Annotated in this window: 18 protein-coding genes; 8 read left to right on the top strand and 10 right to left on the bottom strand. The window is 70.2% G+C overall.

The window, feature by feature from the left end:
* Positions 1-12 precede the first annotated feature (12 nt).
* The 3 genes from C6Y53_RS12335 to C6Y53_RS12325 are packed head-to-tail and all read right to left on the bottom strand — an operon-like array spanning position 13 to position 3,257.
* The gene (locus C6Y53_RS12335) at positions 13-477 is read right to left on the bottom strand and encodes a DUF6173 family protein (protein WP_106472692.1); all 465 of its coding nucleotides are present in this window, start codon (positions 475-477) and stop codon (positions 13-15) included.
* A 2-nt stretch (positions 478-479) separates the two neighbouring features.
* Entirely contained in the window at positions 480-1,535 is a 1,056-nt protein-coding gene (locus C6Y53_RS12330) for an MBL fold metallo-hydrolase (RefSeq protein WP_425300279.1), read from the bottom strand.
* A 3-nt stretch (positions 1,536-1,538) separates the two neighbouring features.
* On the bottom strand, positions 1,539-3,257 hold the full coding sequence (locus tag C6Y53_RS12325; protein WP_106472691.1) for an acyl-CoA dehydrogenase: 1,719 nt from the start codon (positions 3,255-3,257) through the stop codon (positions 1,539-1,541).
* A gap of 134 nt (positions 3,258-3,391) precedes the next feature.
* Between C6Y53_RS12325 and C6Y53_RS12320 the strand changes: the two genes are divergently transcribed.
* Complete coding sequence (locus C6Y53_RS12320; RefSeq protein ID WP_425300278.1) at positions 3,392-4,360, top strand: L-threonylcarbamoyladenylate synthase; 969 nt, start codon at positions 3,392-3,394, stop codon at positions 4,358-4,360.
* Between the two features lie 82 nt (positions 4,361-4,442).
* On the opposite strand, the gene C6Y53_RS12315 is transcribed toward C6Y53_RS12320, so the two are convergent.
* On the bottom strand, positions 4,443-4,997 hold the full coding sequence (locus C6Y53_RS12315) for a YqgE/AlgH family protein (protein WP_106474086.1): 555 nt from the start codon (positions 4,995-4,997) through the stop codon (positions 4,443-4,445).
* A 155-nt stretch (positions 4,998-5,152) separates the two neighbouring features.
* Between C6Y53_RS12315 and C6Y53_RS12310 the strand changes: the two genes are divergently transcribed.
* Entirely contained in the window at positions 5,153-5,974 is an 822-nt protein-coding gene (locus C6Y53_RS12310) for a protein-disulfide reductase DsbD domain-containing protein (protein ID WP_106472690.1), read from the top strand.
* Positions 5,971-6,414, top strand: coding sequence for an NUDIX hydrolase (locus tag C6Y53_RS12305; RefSeq protein ID WP_106472689.1), 444 nt, complete (start codon positions 5,971-5,973; stop codon positions 6,412-6,414). The genes C6Y53_RS12310 and C6Y53_RS12305 overlap by 4 nt, the downstream gene beginning before the upstream one ends.
* Here the strand turns inward: C6Y53_RS12305 and C6Y53_RS12300 are convergent.
* From C6Y53_RS12300 to C6Y53_RS12275, 6 genes are all read right to left on the bottom strand, one after another.
* Entirely contained in the window at positions 6,411-9,812 is a 3,402-nt protein-coding gene (locus tag C6Y53_RS12300; RefSeq protein WP_106472688.1) for an efflux RND transporter permease subunit, read from the bottom strand. The two genes, C6Y53_RS12305 and C6Y53_RS12300, sit on opposite strands and share 4 nt — an antisense overlap.
* A 6-nt stretch (positions 9,813-9,818) precedes the next feature.
* Positions 9,819-11,279 carry an efflux RND transporter periplasmic adaptor subunit gene (locus tag C6Y53_RS12295; RefSeq protein WP_106472687.1) on the bottom strand — a complete coding sequence of 487 codons (1,461 nt, stop codon included), beginning with the start codon at positions 11,277-11,279 and terminating at the stop codon, positions 9,819-9,821.
* A gap of 86 nt (positions 11,280-11,365) precedes the next feature.
* Positions 11,366-11,920 (bottom strand): molybdenum cofactor biosynthesis protein B, encoded by a 555-nt coding sequence (gene moaB / locus C6Y53_RS12290; protein WP_106472686.1) that lies wholly within the window; start codon positions 11,918-11,920, stop codon positions 11,366-11,368.
* 3 nt (positions 11,921-11,923) lie between these two features.
* A complete protein-coding gene (locus tag C6Y53_RS12285; RefSeq protein WP_106472685.1) occupies positions 11,924-12,538 on the bottom strand; it encodes a LysE family translocator in 615 nt (204 codons plus the stop codon).
* Positions 12,538-13,134, bottom strand: coding sequence for a metallophosphoesterase family protein (locus C6Y53_RS12280; protein ID WP_106472684.1), 597 nt, complete (start codon positions 13,132-13,134; stop codon positions 12,538-12,540). The genes C6Y53_RS12285 and C6Y53_RS12280 overlap by 1 nt, the downstream gene beginning before the upstream one ends.
* Complete coding sequence (locus C6Y53_RS12275) at positions 13,131-13,904, bottom strand: uracil-DNA glycosylase (protein ID WP_106474085.1); 774 nt, start codon at positions 13,902-13,904, stop codon at positions 13,131-13,133. The genes C6Y53_RS12280 and C6Y53_RS12275 overlap by 4 nt, the downstream gene beginning before the upstream one ends.
* A gap of 94 nt (positions 13,905-13,998) precedes the next feature.
* Between C6Y53_RS12275 and C6Y53_RS12270 the strand changes: the two genes are divergently transcribed.
* The 5 genes from C6Y53_RS12270 to plsY all read left to right on the top strand — a co-directional run bounded on the left by C6Y53_RS12270 (position 13,999) and on the right by plsY (position 18,159).
* A complete protein-coding gene (locus C6Y53_RS12270) occupies positions 13,999-14,724 on the top strand; it encodes a scavenger receptor class F, member 2 (protein WP_106472683.1) in 726 nt (241 codons plus the stop codon).
* A 66-nt stretch (positions 14,725-14,790) separates the two neighbouring features.
* Entirely contained in the window at positions 14,791-15,729 is a 939-nt protein-coding gene (locus tag C6Y53_RS12265) for an aspartate carbamoyltransferase catalytic subunit (protein ID WP_106472682.1), read from the top strand.
* On the top strand, positions 15,726-16,250 hold the full coding sequence (locus C6Y53_RS12260; RefSeq protein WP_106472681.1) for a hypothetical protein: 525 nt from the start codon (positions 15,726-15,728) through the stop codon (positions 16,248-16,250). The genes C6Y53_RS12265 and C6Y53_RS12260 overlap by 4 nt, the downstream gene beginning before the upstream one ends.
* Positions 16,251-16,261: 11 nt before the next feature.
* Entirely contained in the window at positions 16,262-17,551 is a 1,290-nt protein-coding gene (gene pyrC, locus C6Y53_RS12255) for a dihydroorotase (RefSeq protein WP_106474084.1), read from the top strand.
* Complete coding sequence (gene plsY, locus C6Y53_RS12250; protein WP_106472680.1) at positions 17,551-18,159, top strand: glycerol-3-phosphate 1-O-acyltransferase PlsY; 609 nt, start codon at positions 17,551-17,553, stop codon at positions 18,157-18,159. The genes pyrC and plsY overlap by 1 nt, the downstream gene beginning before the upstream one ends.
* Positions 18,160-18,207 lie beyond the last annotated feature (48 nt).

Raw genomic sequence — 18,207 nt, 5'->3', positions numbered from 1 at the left:
AAGAGGCGAGTGTCAGTCTTTTTCCGGATCCGCCTCGAGATCCGCCGCCAGCCGGAACCCGATCCGGGTGGCCGGACCGCCATCGGCCGCCCGCGGCAGGGCGCGCAGCATGACCGACAACTGGCTGACATGCTGGATCAGCTGCATCCGCGACCCGTTGGCGTCGCTGCCGTAGAAGGTGACGATATCGGGGTCGAAATAGCCCATGCCCGCGATCCGCAGCACCCCGGCATTGTCGCCGGCAAAGCCCATCGCGACCTCGTGTTCCGCGTCGAGCTGCTTTTCGAAATTCTGGATGTAGAGGATCAGCCGCTCATAGGCCCATTGGGCCGGGCTCTTGCTGACAACCGGCTTGCGCAGCGCGTCGGGCACGCCATCGGGGCCGGTGTTGCTGTCCGGGTCGCAATGCACTTCGCGCATGCGTGGTATCGCGGCCGCCTCGGCATATTCGGCGGCGGTGCTGATCGTGTCGTCCATCTCTACTCCTCCTTGCGCCGGTAGAGCCAGGCGCCGTCATCGCGCCGGGTCCGGTCCACCAGCCCACCCAGATAGAGATGGTTCACATGCGCCACCGCTTCAACCAGTGCCAGCCCGTATTCGCCGTCACCGATGGTGCGCTTGAACAGCGGCGCAAAGCAATCGGCGGCCGAGCGCGGTTCATCCAGATACCGCAGCAGCCGGCGCAGCGCGCCGTGATGGTTGTCGATCAGCTGCCGCAGCCGCGTCGGCAGGCCGGTAAAGGGCAGCTTGTGCCCTCCCAGCACCAGTTGATCGGCGCGGGCCAGCGGGCGAAACCGTTCGCAGGCCTCCAGCCAGCCCGCCAGCGGGTCGGCCATCGGCTCGGTGGCATAGACACCGATATTGGGGCTGATCGACGACAGGATCTGGTCGCCCGAGATCACGAGATTGTCATCCCGGCTCCAGAATGTCGCGTGATCGGGCGCGTGGCCATTGCCGAGATGCACGTCCCAGCGGCGGTCGCCCATCTCGATCACGTCACCCTGCCCGATGCCGGTGAACCCCAGCGGCATCGGCGCCACGATATCGGCATAGTTGAAGGGCCGTTCGCCCGCCCGCCTCGCGTGGATCGCCGGGTCCATGCCCGCGCTGCGCCAGTAATCCAGCGTTTCGGGCGTCGGCACTGCCTGTTCGTCCAGCAGCAGCATCCGGGCAAACAGCCACGAGGTGCGGGTGCAGACCAGTTCGGCCCCGAATTCCGCCTGAAGCCAGCCCGCCAGCCCGACATGGTCCGGATGGTGATGCGTCACCACCACGCGCCTCACCGGGCGCCCGCCCAGCGGGCCGTCCATGATCTGCCCCCAGATCCGGCGCGTGGTCTTGGTCGCCATGCCGGTGTCGATCACCGTCCAGCCGTCGCCATCGTCCAGCGCATAGACATTGACGTGGTCCAGCCGCATCGGCAGCGGCAGGCGCAGCCACAGCACCCCCGGTGCGACTTCGATCGCGCCACCGGTTTCGGGCGGCGTTTCGTGGGGGTAGCTCAGCCCCCGCCTGGCCGAAGCGGCACCGTCCAAGGCTCAGCCCCCCAGGTCTTCGACGCTCAGGGCATAGATCTCGCCGGCCCCGGATTGCGCATGGGCCAGCAGGCCCGCGTGATCGGGCAGCAGCCGGGCGATGAAGAACCGCGCCAGTTTCTCGCGCGCGCCACCGCGATCGGCCAGCGCCGCCTTGAGATGGAAATGACCGCCCAGCACGCGGGCAAAAGCGCGGGCATAGGGCACGGCACCGGCAAAGCGGTCGTTCATGTCATCCTGCGCCACCAGCCATTCGGTCGCCTCGCGCATCGATTCGGCCGCCTCCCAGACCGGGCCGGCCAGGTCCGGCAGGTCCGCGCGCGCGCCTTCGGCATGGCTTTCGATCTCGTCCAGCAGCCGGGCGGCGGCCTCGCCCCCATCCATCATCTTGCGGGCGACCAGGTCCATCGCCTGGATGCCGTTGGTGCCTTCGTAGATGGCGCAGATACGCGCATCGCGCGACAGCTGCGCGGCGCCGGTTTCCTCGATATACCCCATGCCGCCATGCACCTGCACGCCCAGTTCGGACACGGCAATCCCGGTTTCCGACCCGTTGATCTTGGCAATCGGCGTCAACAGCGCGGCCCGCGCGGCCCAATCCGCGTCGCCGGTGGCGGTCTGCATGTCGGTCGCGGCGGCACAGGCCAGCATGATCGACCGCGCGGCAAAGGTCTCGGCCTTCATCGTCAGTAGCATCCGCCGCACATCGGCATGGTCGATAATGGCCCCGGTCGCATCGCCCGCGGGCGCGGTGCGGCCCTGCCGGCGCTCCAGCGCATAGGCCAGGGCATGCTGGCAGGCCCGTTCGGCCACGCCGACCCCCTGCCCACCGACGCCCAGCCGGGCATTGTTCATCATCGTGAACATCGCCGCCATGCCGCCATGTTCCCGCCCGACCAGCCAGCCGGTGGCGCGATCATATTCCATCACGCAGGTGGGCGACCCGTGAATGCCCATCTTGTGTTCCAGGCTCACCACCCGCAGGCTGTTGGCCTGGCCCGGTTTGCCATCGGCATCGGGAATGAATTTCGGCACCAGGAACAGACTGATCCCCTTGGTGCCGGGCACGCCGTCGGGCAGCCGCGCCAGCACCAGGTGGCTGGTGTTCTCGGTGAAATCATTGTCGCCCCAGGTGATGAAGATCTTCTGACCCGAGATCGCATAGGTCCCGTCGCCATTGGGCTCGGCCTTGCTCGACAGCGCCCCCACGTCCGAACCGGCCTGCGGTTCGGTCAGGTTCATGGTGCCGATCCACTCGCCCGCCAGCAGCTTGGGCAGGTAGAGCGCCTTGAGCTCGTCGCTGGCATGATGCTCCAGCGCCTCGATCTGGCCCTGCCCCATCAGCGGCGCCAGCTGCAGCGCCAGGCAGGCGGCCGACATCATCTCGTTGACCGAACTGGCCAGCGCCACCGGAAGGCCCATGCCGCCATGTTCGGGATCGGCGCTGATCCCGACCCAGCCGCCTTCGGCAATCGCGCGGAACCCGTCGGCGAAACCGGGCGAGGTGCGCACCACGCCGTCCTCGAGCGCCGCCGGGCTCAGATCGCCCGCCCGGTTCAGCGGGGCCAGCACGTCATCGCACATCCGGCCGGCCTCGGTCAGGATGGCGCGGGCCATGTCGGCATCCGCCTCGGCGAAACGGTCGGTCGCGGCGATCGCGTCGAAGCCGACGAGATGGTCGAGAATGAACTGGTAGTCGGCAACAGGAGCGCGATAGGTCATGGCTGGTGTTCCTCGCTTGGGGCGGCCCGGGGATCGGACGCGCGGCAGCGTCGCCTGGGGACGGTATTGAATCTGATGGCCTTCATATGTGAAACCCCCCGGGCTATTGGCAATCAAAACGCGGCGTCATTGACATGACCGACATGACTGGCGGGGGTCGCCCCCGCACCGAGATCCTCCCTGCCTCCCCCGCCGGCACCGCCCGCGCGGCGGCATTGCTGCGCGCCGGTGACATCGTGGCCTTCCCGACGGAGACAGTCTACGGGCTGGGCGCGGACGCGCGCAACGGCCAGGCGGTGGCACGGGTCTTCGAGGCCAAGGGCCGCCCCGCCTTCAACCCGCTGATCGTGCATGTGGCCGACACCGGGGCGGCGCGACGCCACGTCGTTTGGTCCGATCTCGCCGACCGGCTCGCCGCCGCCTTCTGGCCCGGCCCGCTGACGCTGGTGCTGCCGCTTCGCGAAAACCACGGCATCTCGCCGCTGGTGACGGCGGGTCTCGACACGCTGGCGGTCCGGGTGCCCGCCCATCCCGCCGCCCGGGCCCTGCTGGCCGGTTTCGACGGGCCGGTCGCGGCCCCCTCGGCTAACCCCTCGGGCCGGATCAGCCCGACCGATGCCGGCCATGTGCTGGCCGGGCTCGACGGCCGGGTCGCCGCGGTGCTGGATGACGGCCCCTGCCCGGTCGGCCTGGAATCCACCATCGTCGGGCTGGCCGACACGCCCGCCCTGCTGCGCCCGGGCGGCCTGCCCGCCGAAGCGGTGGAACAGGCGCTGCACCAGGCCCTCGCCCGCCCCGCCACCGACGATACGATCAGCGCGCCGGGCCAGCTGAGCTCGCATTATGCCCCCGGTGCCAGCGTCAGGCTGAACGCAAGAACCGCGCGGCCGGGCGAAGTGCTGCTGGGGTTCGGCGCGACCGATTGCGACCTGAACCTGTCGCCATCGGGCGACCTGCACGAAGCGGCCGCCAATCTCTTCGGACACCTGCACCGGCTCGACGCGATGAACAAACCGATCGCGGTCACCCCGATCCCCGATCACGGGCTGGGCCGGGCCATCAACGACCGGCTGCGCCGCGCCGCCGCGCCGCGCGAGGACTGACCCCAGCTTCCTCTTGCCGGAAATATCCCGGGGGAGTCGCGGCCTGCCGCGACGGGGGCAGCGCCCCCGCCCGCATCGCCGCTCAGGCGTGCCCGGCGCTGGCCGACAGCGTCAGCGGGTCGACCCCGAGCGTCGCCAGCGCCGCCACCCATTTCTCGTCATCGGGCACCGCGAACACCAGCTCCTGATCCGCCTCGGCGGTCAGCCAGCCATTCAGCCCGATCTCGGCCTCCAGCTGCCCCGGCCCCCACCCGGCATAGCCCAGCGCCATCAGCGCGCGCTCCGGGCCGCGCCCGTTGGCGAGATCCTCCAGCACGTCCAGCGTCGCGGTCATCGAGAACCCGCCGCCCACCTCCAGCGACTGCAGGCTCGACCGGTAGTCGGAGGAATGCAGCACGAACCCCCGCGCGCCCTCGACCGGGCCGCCGAAATGGATGGTCATGTCCTCCGACCCCGGCCCGCGCGCGATCTCGAGCTGCTCCAGCAGATCCGACAGGCGCACGTCCAGCACAGGCTTGTTCACGATCAGGCCCATCGCGCCCTTGAGCCCGTGATCGCACAGGAACACCACCGAATGCTCGAACCGCATGTCGCCCATGCCGGGCATCGCGATCAACAGCTTTCCGGTCAGGTCCATCATGGCGCGGGGGTCTCCTTGCTGGCGGGTCCGGCACCAGCATGGACCCGCCCCGGCGCCCACGCAAGGGCACAGCGGCAACAGGGCGCGGCCGCGACCCGATGCTGACCGGAACGTGACTTGGCAAGCGCGGCGCGATCGCCCATCTAGTCTGCATGTTCAAACCCGGTCTCGCCCTCGCCGCGCTCTGCGCGACGCTTCTGTTTCCGCCCCTGCCATCCGCGGCGCAGACGCGGGTGGCCGACGTGATCCGGCTGGACATCCTCGATGGCGGCCCGACCGGGCGCGGCACCTTGCTGGCCGCCGTGCGCCTGACGCTGGCCGACGGCTGGAAGACCTATTGGCGCGCGCCGGGCGACGCGGGCATCCCGCCGCGATTCGACTGGCGGCGGTCGCGCAACCTGGGCGGCGTCTCGATCACCTGGCCGGCCCCCGAGGTGCTCGACCAGGCCGGCATGCAGGTGATCGGCTATCGCGGCGGGCTGGTGCTGCCGCTGGAGGTCACCCCCGCGCAACCCGACCGGCCGGTGCGCCTGCGCGGCCGGGTGGAGCTGGGCATCTGCCGCGACATCTGCATCCCCGGCACGTTGAAATTCGATCACCAGCTGGACCCGCAGGCGCCGCGCAGCCCCGCCATCGCCGCCGCGCTGGCCCGGCGCCCCTATTCCGCCGCCGAGGCCGGGGTGACCGGCGCCACCTGCCAGCTGGCGCCCACCGCGCAGGCCGGCACCATGCGGCTCGATGCCCGGATCGCCATGCCGCCCGCGGGCGGGCATGAGGTGGCCGTGATCGAACCCGGCGCGCCGCACCTGTGGGCGGTTGTCACCGGCACAAGGCGCGACGGCGACCACCTGGAGGTGACCGGCAACATCGCCTCCGCCTCGGGCGGCGCCTTTGCGCTCGACCGGTCGGCCCTGCGGTTCACCGTTCTGGGCCGGGATCACGCCGTCGACATCCGCGGCTGCACCTCGCGATGACCCGCCGGCGCCACCCGACCTGGCCGCGCCTCGGCGCCCTGGCGGTGGTCCCCCGCAACGGACAGGTGCTGCTGGTGCAGCGCTGCAACCCGCCCGACGCGGGGCTGTGGGGGTTTCCCGGCGGCCATGTGGAGCCCGGCGAAACCGCCCATGACGCGGCCGCCCGCGAGCTGCTGGAGGAAACCGGGGTCGAGGCCGCACCCACAGGCTACCTGACCAATATCGACGCGATCCGCTATCGCCCGGACGGGACCGTGGCGTCGCATTACCTGCTGGCGGCGGTGCTCTGCACCTATCTGCGCGGCGAACCGGTGGCCGCGGACGATGTCAGCGATGCCCGCTGGGTCGGGCCGGATCAGCTGGCCGGCCTGCCCACCAGCACCCATGTGGCCGAACTGGCGGCACGGGCGACACGGGCGCTGGGACGGGACCGGGCTTAGCCTCCCGACGCCATGCCCACACGCCGGTAGCGCAGCGCCGCGACCAGCCAGACCAGCAACAGCATCAGCACCGCGCCCGCGAAAAACAGCGCCAGCGCCGCCTGCATCGGCGCCAGCCCCGGCAGGTCCGGCAGCACCCCTGCCATCACGGGCGGCAGCGCATCGGTGACGGCGGTCCAGCCCACGGTCGCCGCCAGCCAGCCCAGCACCAGCAGGCCCGCCAGGCGCACGGGCAGGCGCAGGCCGCCCGGCGAGGCGCGCAGGGCCCGGCGCATCGCCGCCAGCGGGCGGGCCACGTCCTGCTGGATCGCGATCAGCGCCGGCACCACCACCAGCACCAGCAACATGCCAAACCCCAGGCCATAGACCAGCGTGATCACCGTCGGCTTGAGGAACTGTGCCTGCTGCGACCGCTCGAACAGAAGCGGCGCCAGCCCCAGCACCGTCGTCATCGTGGTCAGCATCACCGGGCGCAGCCGGTCCGCCGCCCCGTCGATGATCGACGGGACCAGCCCCCGGTCCCGCGCGTAATCGTCGATCGTGGTCACCAGAACGATCGAGTCGTTGATGATGATCCCGGTCATGCCCAGCAGCCCGACCACCGAGAACATGCTGAGCGGCACGTCCCATTGCGCGTGGCCCCAGATCGCCCCGACCAGCCCGAAGGGAATGATCGCCATGACCACCAGCGGCCGGGTCCAGCTGGCAAAGACCCAGGCCAGCACCAGGTAGATGCCGGTCAGGCATAGGGTCAGGCCGGTGCGGGCGTCCTGCAGGAACTCGTTTTCCTGCTCGGACAGGCCGGACATGCGCCAGTCGACCTGCCGGCGGCTGGCAATGTCGGGCAGGATCTCGGCCTGCAACGCCTGCAGGATGGCCTCGGCGCGGACCGGGTCGTCCTCGGAGATGTCGCCGGTGACCGAAATCAGCCGCAGCCCGTTTTCCCGCTGGACCTGCGAGAACCCGGTGCGCCGGGTCACGGTGACGATATCCGACAGCGGCACATAGGCCCCGCCCGGCGCGCGCAGGTAGGTGCGTTCGAGGAAATCGGCGGTCTGTTCGCTTTCGGGCAGTTCCACCCGGATCACGGCGCTGCGCGTTCCGTCCGGATACTTGGCCGCCTCGATCCCGCCCAGCCGGGCCCGCAGGTCGCGGCCCAGCGCGTCGATGGTAAAGCCCATCGCGCGACCCTGCGGGGTCAGGTCCAGGATCAGCTCTTCCTTGTCATAGGACAGCGAATCCTCGACCCCCGACACTTCGGGATAGCGCAGCAGCGCGGTCTGCAGGTCGTTGCTGGCCTCCTTGAGCGACTGGACACCGGCACCGTGGAACTGCACGTCCAGCGCATCGCCCCCGGGCCCCGACCGCCAGCCCCGGAACGCGACCACCTCGGTCATCGGGTGGGCGCGGACCGCATCCTGCAGTTCGGCGACAAAGGCGAAACTGGAATAGGGGCGCAAATCGGCGTCGATCAGTTCGATCGTGATACCGCCCAGCAGGTCGGTATCCTTGCTTTCGACCCCGGTCAGCGGCGGCCAGGTGTTGCCGCCGACCTGGGTCATCACGAAATCGATCGGGTTGCGGCCATAGCGTTCCTCATAGGCGGCGCCCAGCGCTTCGGTGGCGCGCTGCATCTCGTGCATCATGGCCAGCGAATCGGCATGGCTCGCGCCTTCGATCATGGCGAAGTTGCCGGTGACGGTGCCCCGTTCGGGCGCGTTGAAGAACCGCCACGGCACGTCGCCGCGAATGAACAGCGCCGCCTGCCCCGCCAGCAGCGCCAGCGCCCCGGCCAGCACCGCGTAGCGCCCGCGCACCACCCATGCCATCAGCCCACGGAACGGGTGATCGCGGACCCAGCGAAACCCGCGATTGACCACCCGGTTGGGCCAGTCATACCAGTGTTCCCTTGCCGAATGGGCGATGGAATGCGCCATGTGGTTGGGCAGGATCAGGAAACACTCGACCAGCGAGGCCAGCAGCACCGCGATCACGGTGAACGGAACGTCGCCGATCAGGGTGCCGAACCGGCCGCCGATGAATGTCAGTCCGAAAAAGGCGATCACCGTGGTCAGCGTGGCCGCCAGCACCGGCATCGCCATGCGCCGCGCGGCATTTTCCGAGGCCGCCATCGGGCTCTCGCCCAGCCTGCGGGCGCGGAAATCGGCATGTTCGCCCACCACGATGGCATCGTCGACGACAATGCCCAGCGTGATGATAAGGCCGAAGAGCGAGATCATGTTGATGGTCAGCCCGGCGGCATACATCAGCGCGATGGCCGCGAACATGGCCACCGGGATCCCCGCCGCCACCCAGATCGCGATCCGGGCGTTGAGAAACAGGAACAGCAGGCAGATCACCAGCACCAGCCCCATCAGGCCGTTGTCCAGCAGGATGTCGAGCCGCGCCGAGATCGCCTCGGCGCGGGTGCGGATCAGGTCCACCGTCACGCCCTGCGGCAGGCTGGCCTGCATCTCGGCGGCCACCTGTTCGACCCGGCGCTGGACCTTGATCGCGTCGCCCTGATCGGAACGGTCCACCCGGATCGACATCGCCGGATGCCCGCCGACATAATAGCTGCGCTGGCGGTTCACGCTCTCGACCCGCACCTGCGCCACGTCGCCGATGGTCAGTTTCGAGCCGTCCGGGTTGGACCGCAGCGCGATGCCCGCGATGTCGTCGGCGCGTCGTTTCTCGGACCCGGTGCGCACCCGCGCATTGGCCCCGCTCACGTCACCGGCGGGGTCGGTGCGGACCTCGGCGCCGATGGCGGCGGCGATCTCGCGCATGGTCACGTCATTGGCGATCAGGTTGACCGAGGGCACCTCGACCACGGTTTCCGGCGCCGACACGCCGCGAATGGTGGTCCGCGTGACCCCGGCGGCGAACAGCCGCGTCACGAGTTCATCGGCGAACTGGCCCAGCTGCTCGGGCCCGATCGGCCCCGAGATCACCACATCGGTGACCCGGTCGCGCCAGGCCATGCGCCGGACGGACGGGTCCTCGGCATCCTCGGGCAGCGTGGTCACCGCATCCACCGCCGCCTGCACGTCGTCGGTGGCCTGCCCCATGTCCCAGCCGGGCTCGAATTCCAGCTCGATCCGCGCCGATCCCTCGCGCGAGACGGATTCGGAGGACGCGACCCCGTCGATCACCAGCAGCGACGGTTCCAGCGCCTGCACGATAGCGCTGTCCACGTCCTCGGGCCCGGCCCCGTCCCATTCGACGCTCACGCGCACCGTCTGCACGATCACGTCGGGAAAGAACTGCGTCCGCATGTTCGGGATCGCCGCGACGCCCAGCACCAGCAGCACCAGCAACAGCAGGTTGGCCGCGGTGCGGTGGCGGGTGAAATAGGACAGCAGGCCGCCGGCGGCGGACGGTATCGGGCGGACCATGGCCGCCTAACCTCCCATCCGCGATTCGAGCCGCGTCACCAGCCCCTCGGGCACCTGCGACTGCTCCAGCTGGTTCAGCACCCGCGCCTTGGCCTCGGGCGGCAGGCGTTCGCTGGATTCGACGAAGGCCACCAGCCGCGCGCGGCGTTCGGCGCTGAGTTCCAGCATCGCCCCGGCCGCATCGGCCCCTGTCGCGGCCTGTTCGCGCAGCGGCCTGACCCGGATGCCCACGCCCAGCAGCGGGGTGCGGCCGATCACGATCTCGCGGCCCTCGAGCCCGTCGCCGCGCAACAGGACATCGTCGCCCTGCCGCCGCAGCATCGTGACCGGGATCGCCTCGAGCCGGTCGTCCGGCCCCACCGCCAGAACCGTGCCCGAGGCGTCGAGCGCCGAGGCAGGCAGGCGGACCACCCGCTCCAGCGCCGGTTCCTCGACCGATACGGTAACGAAATCGCCGGGCTTGAACCCGGCGGCGTTCTCGAGACGGGCAAAGACCAGGCGGCCCGACTGCCCCTCGCCCGCGGCGGCACCGTCCCGGCTGAGCCGTCCGCGCGCCAGCAGGTCGGTGCCGGTCACGTCGAGCGATGCCTCGACCTGCGCCGGGATCAGCCGGCCATCGGGGTCCAGCAACCGGGCATATTGGGCGGTCGACACCCGGATCGCCACGTCCAGCGCCATCGGATCGACGAGCATCGCCAGCTTTTCGTTGACCGAGACCAGCCGCCCCTCGACGAGGGTCACGTCGCTCAGCGTGCCGTCAAAGCCGGCCGTCACCACGGTGTCGTCGAGATCGCGCTGCGCCGCGTCCAGCGCGATGCGCATCCGCGCCAGCCGGGTCGCCGCCTGGTCGATCCGCGCCTCGGCCTGGGCCAGCGCCTGCCGGCGCGACAGCACCGTGGCGCGGGCCTGCGCCGCGACCAGTTCCGCGCCCTCGACCAGCGCCGCCGTCCCGACCCCGCGCGACTGCAGATCCTGCTGCCGCTGCAACGCCCGCTGCCGCAAATCCGTCTGCGCCACCGCCGCGTCAAGCTCGTCACGCGCCAGCGCCAGCGACCGCTCTGCATCGCGCTCCTCGGCCTCGGCATCCATCAGGTCGGCGCGGGCGCCCTCGAGCGCCGCCTGCGCATCGGCGGGGTCGATGCGCAGCAACACCTCGCCGGCCCGGACCGTGCCGCCCTCGTCGAAATTCTCGGAGAGCGCGATCACCCGCCCGCCGGCGGCGGCCCGCAGCTCCAGCGAACGCCGGCTCTGGATCTCGCCGAAGGCGCGCATCTCGGGCACCACGGTTTCCATCCGCGCGGCCCGCACGGCGACGGTGAACACCCGCTCCTGCGCCGCCGGCGGCGACCGGTCGGCATTCATCCGGTCCTGCAGCGCGGACATCACCGTCGTGCCGGCATAGATCAGCAGGGCCAGCGTCAGCGACGCCAGCAGGATGCCGATCAGACTTTGGCGCAGAAACCGCATTCAGGATCACCCGCGAACAAACTAGCATGAATCGTAGCGTCAGCGTGAAATTTGCCAAGCCACAAGGGTGTTAACGCACCAGGCGCCTATTTCCGTCGAAATTTCTCGCGGGTTCTTTCCATGAGGCGCGGCATGATCTCGACAAAGTTGCAGGGCCGGTGGCGATAATCGAGCTGCGCGGCGAGGATCCCGTCCCATCCGTCCTTGCAGGCGCCGGGGCTGCCCGGCAGGGCGAACAGGTAGGTGCCGCCCGCCACCCCGCCGGTGGCGCGGCTCTGCACCGCCGAGGTGCCGATCTTGTCCATCGAGATCAGCGTGAACACGGTGCCGAAGGCGTCGATTTCCTTTTCATAGACATCGCGATGCGCCTCGACGGTCACGTCGCGACCGGTCAGCCCGGTGCCGCCGGTCGAGATCACCACGTCCACGGTTTCGTCGGCGATCCAGCTGCGCAGCTTCGTCGCGATCTCGGTCCGTTCGTCGGGCAGGATCGCCCGGTCGGCCAGCCTGTGCCCGGCGGCGGTCAGCCGGTCGACCAGCACCTGCCCGGACCGGTCGTCCTCCAGCGACCGGCTGTCGGAGACGGTCAGCACCGCGATCCGCACCGGGATGAAGTCCTTGTTTTCGTCGATGCGCGACATCGTTCAAGCCCTTTCAAGAAATGCCAGCCGCAGCGCCAGCGCCGCGAATATTCCGCCGCTGACATAGCCCAGCCAGCGCCCGCCCTCGGCCAGCCGCCGCCCGGCGCCGCCCGCGAAGACACCCACCTGCCCGTTGATCACGAACCCGCCCAGGGCCAGCACCGCGCCGAAGATCAGGAACTGCCCCAGGATCGGCCCCGCCGCCGGGTCCACGAATTGCGGCACGAAGGCAAGCACGAACAGAATCACCTTGGGGTTGGTCAGGTTCACCGCCAAACCGGTCCGGAACGCGCCGGCCACCCGCATCCGCGCCCCGGCGGGCGCGCCGCCGGTCCCGCGTCTCACCGCCAGCCAGGCCAGCCACAACAGGTAGGCCACGCCGATCCAGCGGATCGCGTCGAACGCCCAGGGCAGGGCCGCGACCGCCGCCCCCAGGCCCAGCCCGGCCAGGGTGACATGGACCACGCCCCCCGCCGCGATGCCCGCGCTCGCCGCCCAGGCGGCGCGCGGCCCCGCGCGCAGCCCCAGCCCGAGACAGAACATCATGTCGGCTCCGGGCGTCAGGTTCAGCGCCAGCGCGGCGGGCACGAAGGCGATCAGGACCGCGGGGTCGATCATCACCCGATCTCGAACCAGTTCGGGGTCGGACCCAGGTTGACGACCTCGCAATCCCCGATCCGTCCCCGCGCGCCCCAGCTTTCGTGGATATGGCCGCACAGGGCCAGTTCAGGCCCGATCCGGGCGATGGCATCGCGGATCGCCGTCGAGCCCAGCGACAGCCCGGCCGAGGTCCGGTCGGCAATCCCCTTTGGCGGCGAATGCAGCACCAGCAGATCGGCCCCGTCGCAGCGTGCCAGCATCCCGGCGGCGGCGTCTTCGGACATGTCGCAGGACCAGTGTCCGAACGGGGTTTCCGGCACGGCACAGCCCAGCCCGAACAGCCGCACCCCGTCGATCTCGCAGCCGTCGCCATGCAGGACGGTCACCCCGTCCGGCGCGGCGGCGGCAAGCTCGCTGGCGCTTTCGGCATTGCCCGGCACCAGCACCATCGGCGCCGACATGCCCGCCAGCATCGCCATCGCGTCACCCAGCCCCTGCCGCATGTTGCAGTAATCGCCCGCGCCGATCACCAGATTGGCCCCGGCACTGGCCTCGACGATGGCGGCGGCGCGGTTGCGGGCCATGTGCAGGTCGGAAAAGGCAAGGATCTTCATGTCGCCCCCCTCAGCCGGGCCTTCAGTTCGAGCAGGTCGGCCCAGGCCTCGCGCTTGGCATGGGGCTGGCGCAGCAGGTAGGCGGGGTGGAACATCGGCAGCGCCGGGCGGCCAAAGGCCTCGGTCCACTGCCCCCGCAATCGCGTGATCCCGCGCCGCCCCAGCACCGCCTGGCACGAGATATTGCCCATCAGCACCAGCAGCTCCGGCGCGGCAAGCTCCACATGCCGCGACAGGAACGGGGTCAGCATCGCGATTTCCTCGGCCTGTGGATCGCGGTTCTGCGGCGGCCGCCAGGGCAGGACGTTGGTGATATAGACGGTCTCGGCGCGGCTCAGCCCGATGGCGTCCAGCATCCGGTCGAGCAACTGCCCCGCCCGCCCCACGAATGGCCGGCCCTCGCGATCCTCGTCGCGGCCCGGCGCCTCGCCGATGATCATCACCCGCGCGCCGGCCACCCCGTCCGAGAACACGAGGTTGCGCGCGCCCTTCCGGAGGTCGCAATGGTCATAGGCCGCCAGCGCCGCCTGCAAGGCCTCGAGCGTGCCGGCCGCCGCCGCCCGCGCCTTTGCCTCGGCCACCGGATCGACGGCGTCCGCCACCATCGGCATGCCCGCGGCGGCCGCCTCGGTGCGGACCGCGGGTTTGGCCCGCGCCTCCAGTTCATAGCGGTTCACCGGCACATCCCCGATCGCCTCGGTCACGCCCAGTTCGACCTGCCAGTCCAGCAGCGCCCGCGCGGTGTGATAATCCTGATATGTGTCCGGCATCGAATCCATGCCCCCACTCTACCCACACCGCCGCCAAGGAAAAGCCGAAGCGGTGATGGATTGCCGCTTGCCCGCCGGGCGCGCAGGCGGAACGATGACGGCAACCATTGCCGGGACCGTCCTGATGCCCCGCCTGTTGCGCCTGTGCCTGTTGCCCGCCTGGCTGCTGATCGCCTGCCTTTTGCCCGCCCAATGGGCCGGGGCGCAGCAATTCGGCGTGCCAAAGCCCGGCGCGCTGGGCCGCTGCCCGGCGGGCACGCTGCAATGCGGGCTGCGCAACTGCTGTCCGCTGGGATATCGCTGCGCCTTTGACGGCAATTGCATACCGCCGGGGGCCAGCTATTGCGGCGGCGGCCGCTCCTGCGGGCCGGGAGAACACTGTATCGATGGCGGGCTGCGCTGCGCGCCGGTGGGGTCGGTCAGATGCGCCACCGGCCGGGTCTGCCCGCCCGGCACCACCTGCGGGCGGGACGGCAGCTGCGTCGGACGCCGGGAAACCGTCTGCGGCAGCGGCACGGTCTGCCCGGCGGGATCGACCTGCCTGCCGACAGGGGGCTGCACGCGGCCCGGAGAGTTCCTCTGCGAAACCGGGTCGCGCTGCCGCGCCGGGTTCAGATGTTCGCTGATCCGGGGCTGCGTGCCGCAAAACGCGGTGGATTGCGGCTATGGGCGCTGGTGCCGTCCGGGGCAGCTCTGCCTCGAAGATGGCGGTTGTTCGCCGGTCGGCGCCACCCGCTGCCCCGGCGGCACCATCTGCGAGGCCGGTTTCACCTGCACCGGTGATGGCGGCTGCATCGAAACACCGCCGCGCGGGGACTGAGCGGCGGTTGCCCAGCCCGCGCGCCCTTTCTATAAGCAGGGCGATTGCCACCGCCGGAGCGCGCCCATGAGTTTCGCCCATCGCCACCTGCTGGGGATCGAACCGCTGTCGCCCGGCGACATCACCGCCATCCTGGATCTCGCCGAAACCTATGTCGATCTGAACCGCTGCGCCGAGAAACATTCGGACGTGCTGGCCGGGCTGACCCAGATCAACATGTTCTTTGAAAACTCCACCCGCACCCAGGCCAGTTTCGAACTGGCGGGCAAACGGCTGGGCGCGGACGTGATGAACATGGCGATGCAGACATCCTCGGTAAAGAAGGGCGAGACGCTGATCGACACCGCGCTGACGCTGAACGCGATGCATCCCGACCTGCTGGTGGTGCGCCACCCGCAATCGGGCGCGGTGGATCTGCTGGCGCAAAAGGTGAACTGCGCGGTGCTGAACGCCGGCGACGGGCGGCACGAACACCCGACCCAGGCGCTGCTGGACGCGCTGACCATCCGCCGCGCCAAGGGCCGCCTGCACCGCCTTTCGGTGGCGATCTGCGGCGACATCGCCCATTCGCGCGTGGCCCGGTCGAACCTGCTGCTGCTGGGCAAGATGGAAAACCGCATCCGCCTGATCGGGCCGCCGACGCTGATGCCATCGCAGATCTCGGAATTCGGCGTCGAGGTCTTTGACGACATGGCCGAGGGGCTGGCGGATGTGGACGTGGTGATGATGCTGCGGCTGCAGCGCGAACGCATGGATGGCGGGTTCATCCCCTCGGAGCGGGAATATTACCACCGCTACGGGCTGGATGCCGAAAAGCTGGCGCTGGCGAAACCGGACGCGATCGTGATGCATCCCGGCCCGATGAACCGGGGCGTCGAGATCGACGGCACACTGGCCGACGATATCAACCGGTCGGTGATCCAGGAGCAGGTGGAAATGGGCGTGGCGGTGCGGATGGCGGCGATGGAACTGCTGGCCCGCAACCTGCGTGCGGCGGCGGCATGACCGATCCGCTGCAGGTCCGCGCCGGGGAACGCGGCGTCATCCGCCTCTTTGCGCTCGACCTGCCGCCGGAACAGGTGACATTCCTGCGCGAACCGGGCGCGCTTGCGCAGGTTCTGGGTGTGCCGGCGCTGGACGAGGCGCAGGCCGACATCCTGACCCCGGCGGATCTGGGCGATATCGGCCTGTCGGGCTATCTCGTCGACGGTGCCGGCGTGCCGCCCGGCCAGATCGCCCCCGACGCCGCCCGGCTGGATGCCCGGAAACGGCCGGTGCTGGTGCTGCGCAGCCGCGCCTTCGACGCGGCGGCGACCATCGCGCCGGCGCCGGGGGTCCGCCTGATCGGCACCTATGGCGAAACGCTGCCCGACTGGGGCGGCGCCGAACCCATCGCCAGTGCCAGCGCCCGCCCCGCCCCGGTATCGCCGCGTGCCCGCCGCGACCGCGCCCGCCGGATCGGCGGCTCGGTCTTTGCCGTGGTCATGCTGGTGCTGGCCGCCATCCTGCTGATGGTTCTGTTGTGAAGGACACCCAAGTGACCGAGATCCTGTTCACCAATGCCCGCCTGATCGACGCCGAGGCCGGAACCGATGCGACCGGGTGGCTGCGGGTCCGCGACGGGCGGATCGACGCCTGCGGCACGGGCAACAGGCAGGGAACCGACGCCCCGCCCGCGCAAAGCGTCGATTGCGGCGGGCTGTGCCTGGCGCCCGGCATCGTCGATATCGGGGTGAAGGTCTGCGAACCGGGCGAACGGCACAAGGAAAGCTATCGCTCGGCCGGGCGGGCGGCGGCGGCCGGGGGTGTCACCACCATCGTCACCCGCCCCGATACCTCGCCCGCGATCGACAGCCCCGAATCGCTGGAATTCGTCACCCGCCGCGCCCAGGCCGATGCGCCCGTCAACGTGCGGTCGATGGCGGCCCTGACCAAGGGCCGCGAGGGGCGCGAGATGACCGAGATCGGGTTCCTGATGGACGCCGGCGCCGTGGCCTTTACCGATTGCGACCGGGTGGTGCGCGACACCAGGGTGTTCGCCCGCGCGCTGAGCTATGCGCGGTCCTGCGGGGCGCTGGTGATCGCCCATCCGCAGGATCCCGGCCTGTCGGCGGGCGCGGCCGCCACCGCGGGCAAATTCGCCTCGCTGCGCGGGCTGCCCGCGGTCAGCCCGATGGCCGAACGCATGGGGCTCGACCGCGATATCGCGCTGCTGGAGATGACCGGCGCACGCTATCACGCCGACCAGATCACCACCGCCCGCGCCCTGCCCGCGCTGGAACGGGCCAAGCGCAACGGCCTGGACATCACCGCCGGGGTCAGCATCCATCACCTGACCCTGAACGAACTGGACGTGGCCGATTACCGCACCTTCTTCAAGGTCAAGCCGCCGCTGCGCGCCGAGGATGACCGGCTGGCCGTGGTCGCGGCGCTGCGCGACGGGCTGATCGACGTGATCAGTTCGATGCACACGCCGCAGGACGAGGAAAGCAAGCGCCTGCCCTATGAAGAAGCCGCCAGCGGCGCGGTGGCGCTGGAAACGCTGCTGCCGGCGGCGCTGCGGCTGGTCCATGCCGACCAGATCACCCTGCCGGCGCTGTTCCGGGCACTGGCGCTGAACCCGGCGCGGCGGCTGGGGCTCGATGCCGGGCGGCTGGCGCCGGGGGCGCCCGCCGACCTGGTCCTGTTCGACCCGGACGCGCCGTTCGTGCTGGACCGGTTCGCGCTGCGGTCGAAATCCCGGAACACGCCCTTCGACGGCGCGCGGATGCAGGGCCGGGTGCAGGCCACCTATGTGGCCGGAACCGAAATCTACCGGAGAAACTGATGCCCCCGATCGACACATCCGCCGCGCAACTGCTGCTCTGGGCCCTGGTCGGATACGGGCTGGGGTCGGTCCCGTTCGGCCTGGTGCTGGCCCGCGTCATGGGGCTGGGCAACCTGCGCGAAATCGGTTCGGGTAATATCGGCGCCACCAACGTCCTGCGCACCGGCAGCAAGAGCGCAGCCGCCCTGACCCTGCTGTTCGACGCCGGCAAGGGCGCGGCGGCGGTGCTGCTGGCACGGATATTCGCAGGCGAGGACGCGGCGCAGCTGGCCGGGCTGGCGGCCTTTCTGGGCCATTGTTTCCCGGTCTGGCTGGGCTTTCGCGGCGGCAAGGGCGTGGCCACGTTCCTCGGGATCTGGCTGGCGCTGGCATGGCCGGTGGGCGTGGCCTGCTGCGCCACCTGGGCGGCAACCGCGGCGGCAACCCGCATCTCCTCGGCCAGCGCGCTGATGGCGGCGGTTTCATCGCTGCTCTGGGCGCCGGTTCTGGGCCATGGCGCGGCACTGGTCCTGGCCGCGGTTCTGGCCGCGCTGGTGCTCTGGCGTCACCGCGCCAACATCGACCGGCTGAGGGCGGGCACGGAACCCCGGATCGGCCGATCGTCCTGATCGGAGCGGATTTGAAATTCGGGAAATTTCTCGTTTCACGATGCATAG

It is taken from the genome of Pukyongiella litopenaei (genome assembly GCF_003008555.2).
In the GTDB taxonomy this organism is placed as follows: Bacteria; Pseudomonadota; Alphaproteobacteria; order Rhodobacterales; family Rhodobacteraceae; genus Pukyongiella; species Pukyongiella litopenaei.
The sequence above is the reverse complement of the archived record's forward strand: the minus strand, read 5'-3'. Positions and strand labels throughout refer to the sequence as shown.

Bases quoted from the DNA above. Each gene is read 5' to 3' on its own strand.
- C6Y53_RS12300 (WP_106472688.1), bottom strand. From the start codon at position 9,812: ATGGTCCGCCCGATACCGTCCGCCGCCGGCGGCCTGCTGTCCTATTTC.
- C6Y53_RS12260 (WP_106472681.1), top strand. From the start codon at position 15,726: ATGACCGATCCGCTGCAGGTCCGCGCCGGGGAACGCGGCGTCATCCGC.
- C6Y53_RS12265 (WP_106472682.1), top strand. From the start codon at position 14,791: ATGAGTTTCGCCCATCGCCACCTGCTGGGGATCGAACCGCTGTCGCCC.
- plsY (WP_106472680.1), top strand. From the start codon at position 17,551: ATGCCCCCGATCGACACATCCGCCGCGCAACTGCTGCTCTGGGCCCTG.
- C6Y53_RS12320 (WP_425300278.1), top strand. From the start codon at position 3,392: ATGACCGACATGACTGGCGGGGGTCGCCCCCGCACCGAGATCCTCCCT.
- C6Y53_RS12315 (WP_106474086.1), bottom strand. From the start codon at position 4,997: ATGGACCTGACCGGAAAGCTGTTGATCGCGATGCCCGGCATGGGCGAC.
- C6Y53_RS12335 (WP_106472692.1), bottom strand. From the start codon at position 477: ATGGACGACACGATCAGCACCGCCGCCGAATATGCCGAGGCGGCCGCG.
- moaB (WP_106472686.1), bottom strand. From the start codon at position 11,920: ATGTCGCGCATCGACGAAAACAAGGACTTCATCCCGGTGCGGATCGCG.
- C6Y53_RS12285 (WP_106472685.1), bottom strand. From the start codon at position 12,538: ATGATCGACCCCGCGGTCCTGATCGCCTTCGTGCCCGCCGCGCTGGCG.
- C6Y53_RS12280 (WP_106472684.1), bottom strand. From the start codon at position 13,134: ATGAAGATCCTTGCCTTTTCCGACCTGCACATGGCCCGCAACCGCGCC.
- C6Y53_RS12275 (WP_106474085.1), bottom strand. From the start codon at position 13,904: ATGCCGGACACATATCAGGATTATCACACCGCGCGGGCGCTGCTGGAC.
- C6Y53_RS12270 (WP_106472683.1), top strand. From the start codon at position 13,999: ATGACGGCAACCATTGCCGGGACCGTCCTGATGCCCCGCCTGTTGCGC.
- C6Y53_RS12325 (WP_106472691.1), bottom strand. From the start codon at position 3,257: ATGACCTATCGCGCTCCTGTTGCCGACTACCAGTTCATTCTCGACCAT.
- C6Y53_RS12295 (WP_106472687.1), bottom strand. From the start codon at position 11,279: ATGCGGTTTCTGCGCCAAAGTCTGATCGGCATCCTGCTGGCGTCGCTG.
- C6Y53_RS12310 (WP_106472690.1), top strand. From the start codon at position 5,153: ATGTTCAAACCCGGTCTCGCCCTCGCCGCGCTCTGCGCGACGCTTCTG.
- C6Y53_RS12305 (WP_106472689.1), top strand. From the start codon at position 5,971: ATGACCCGCCGGCGCCACCCGACCTGGCCGCGCCTCGGCGCCCTGGCG.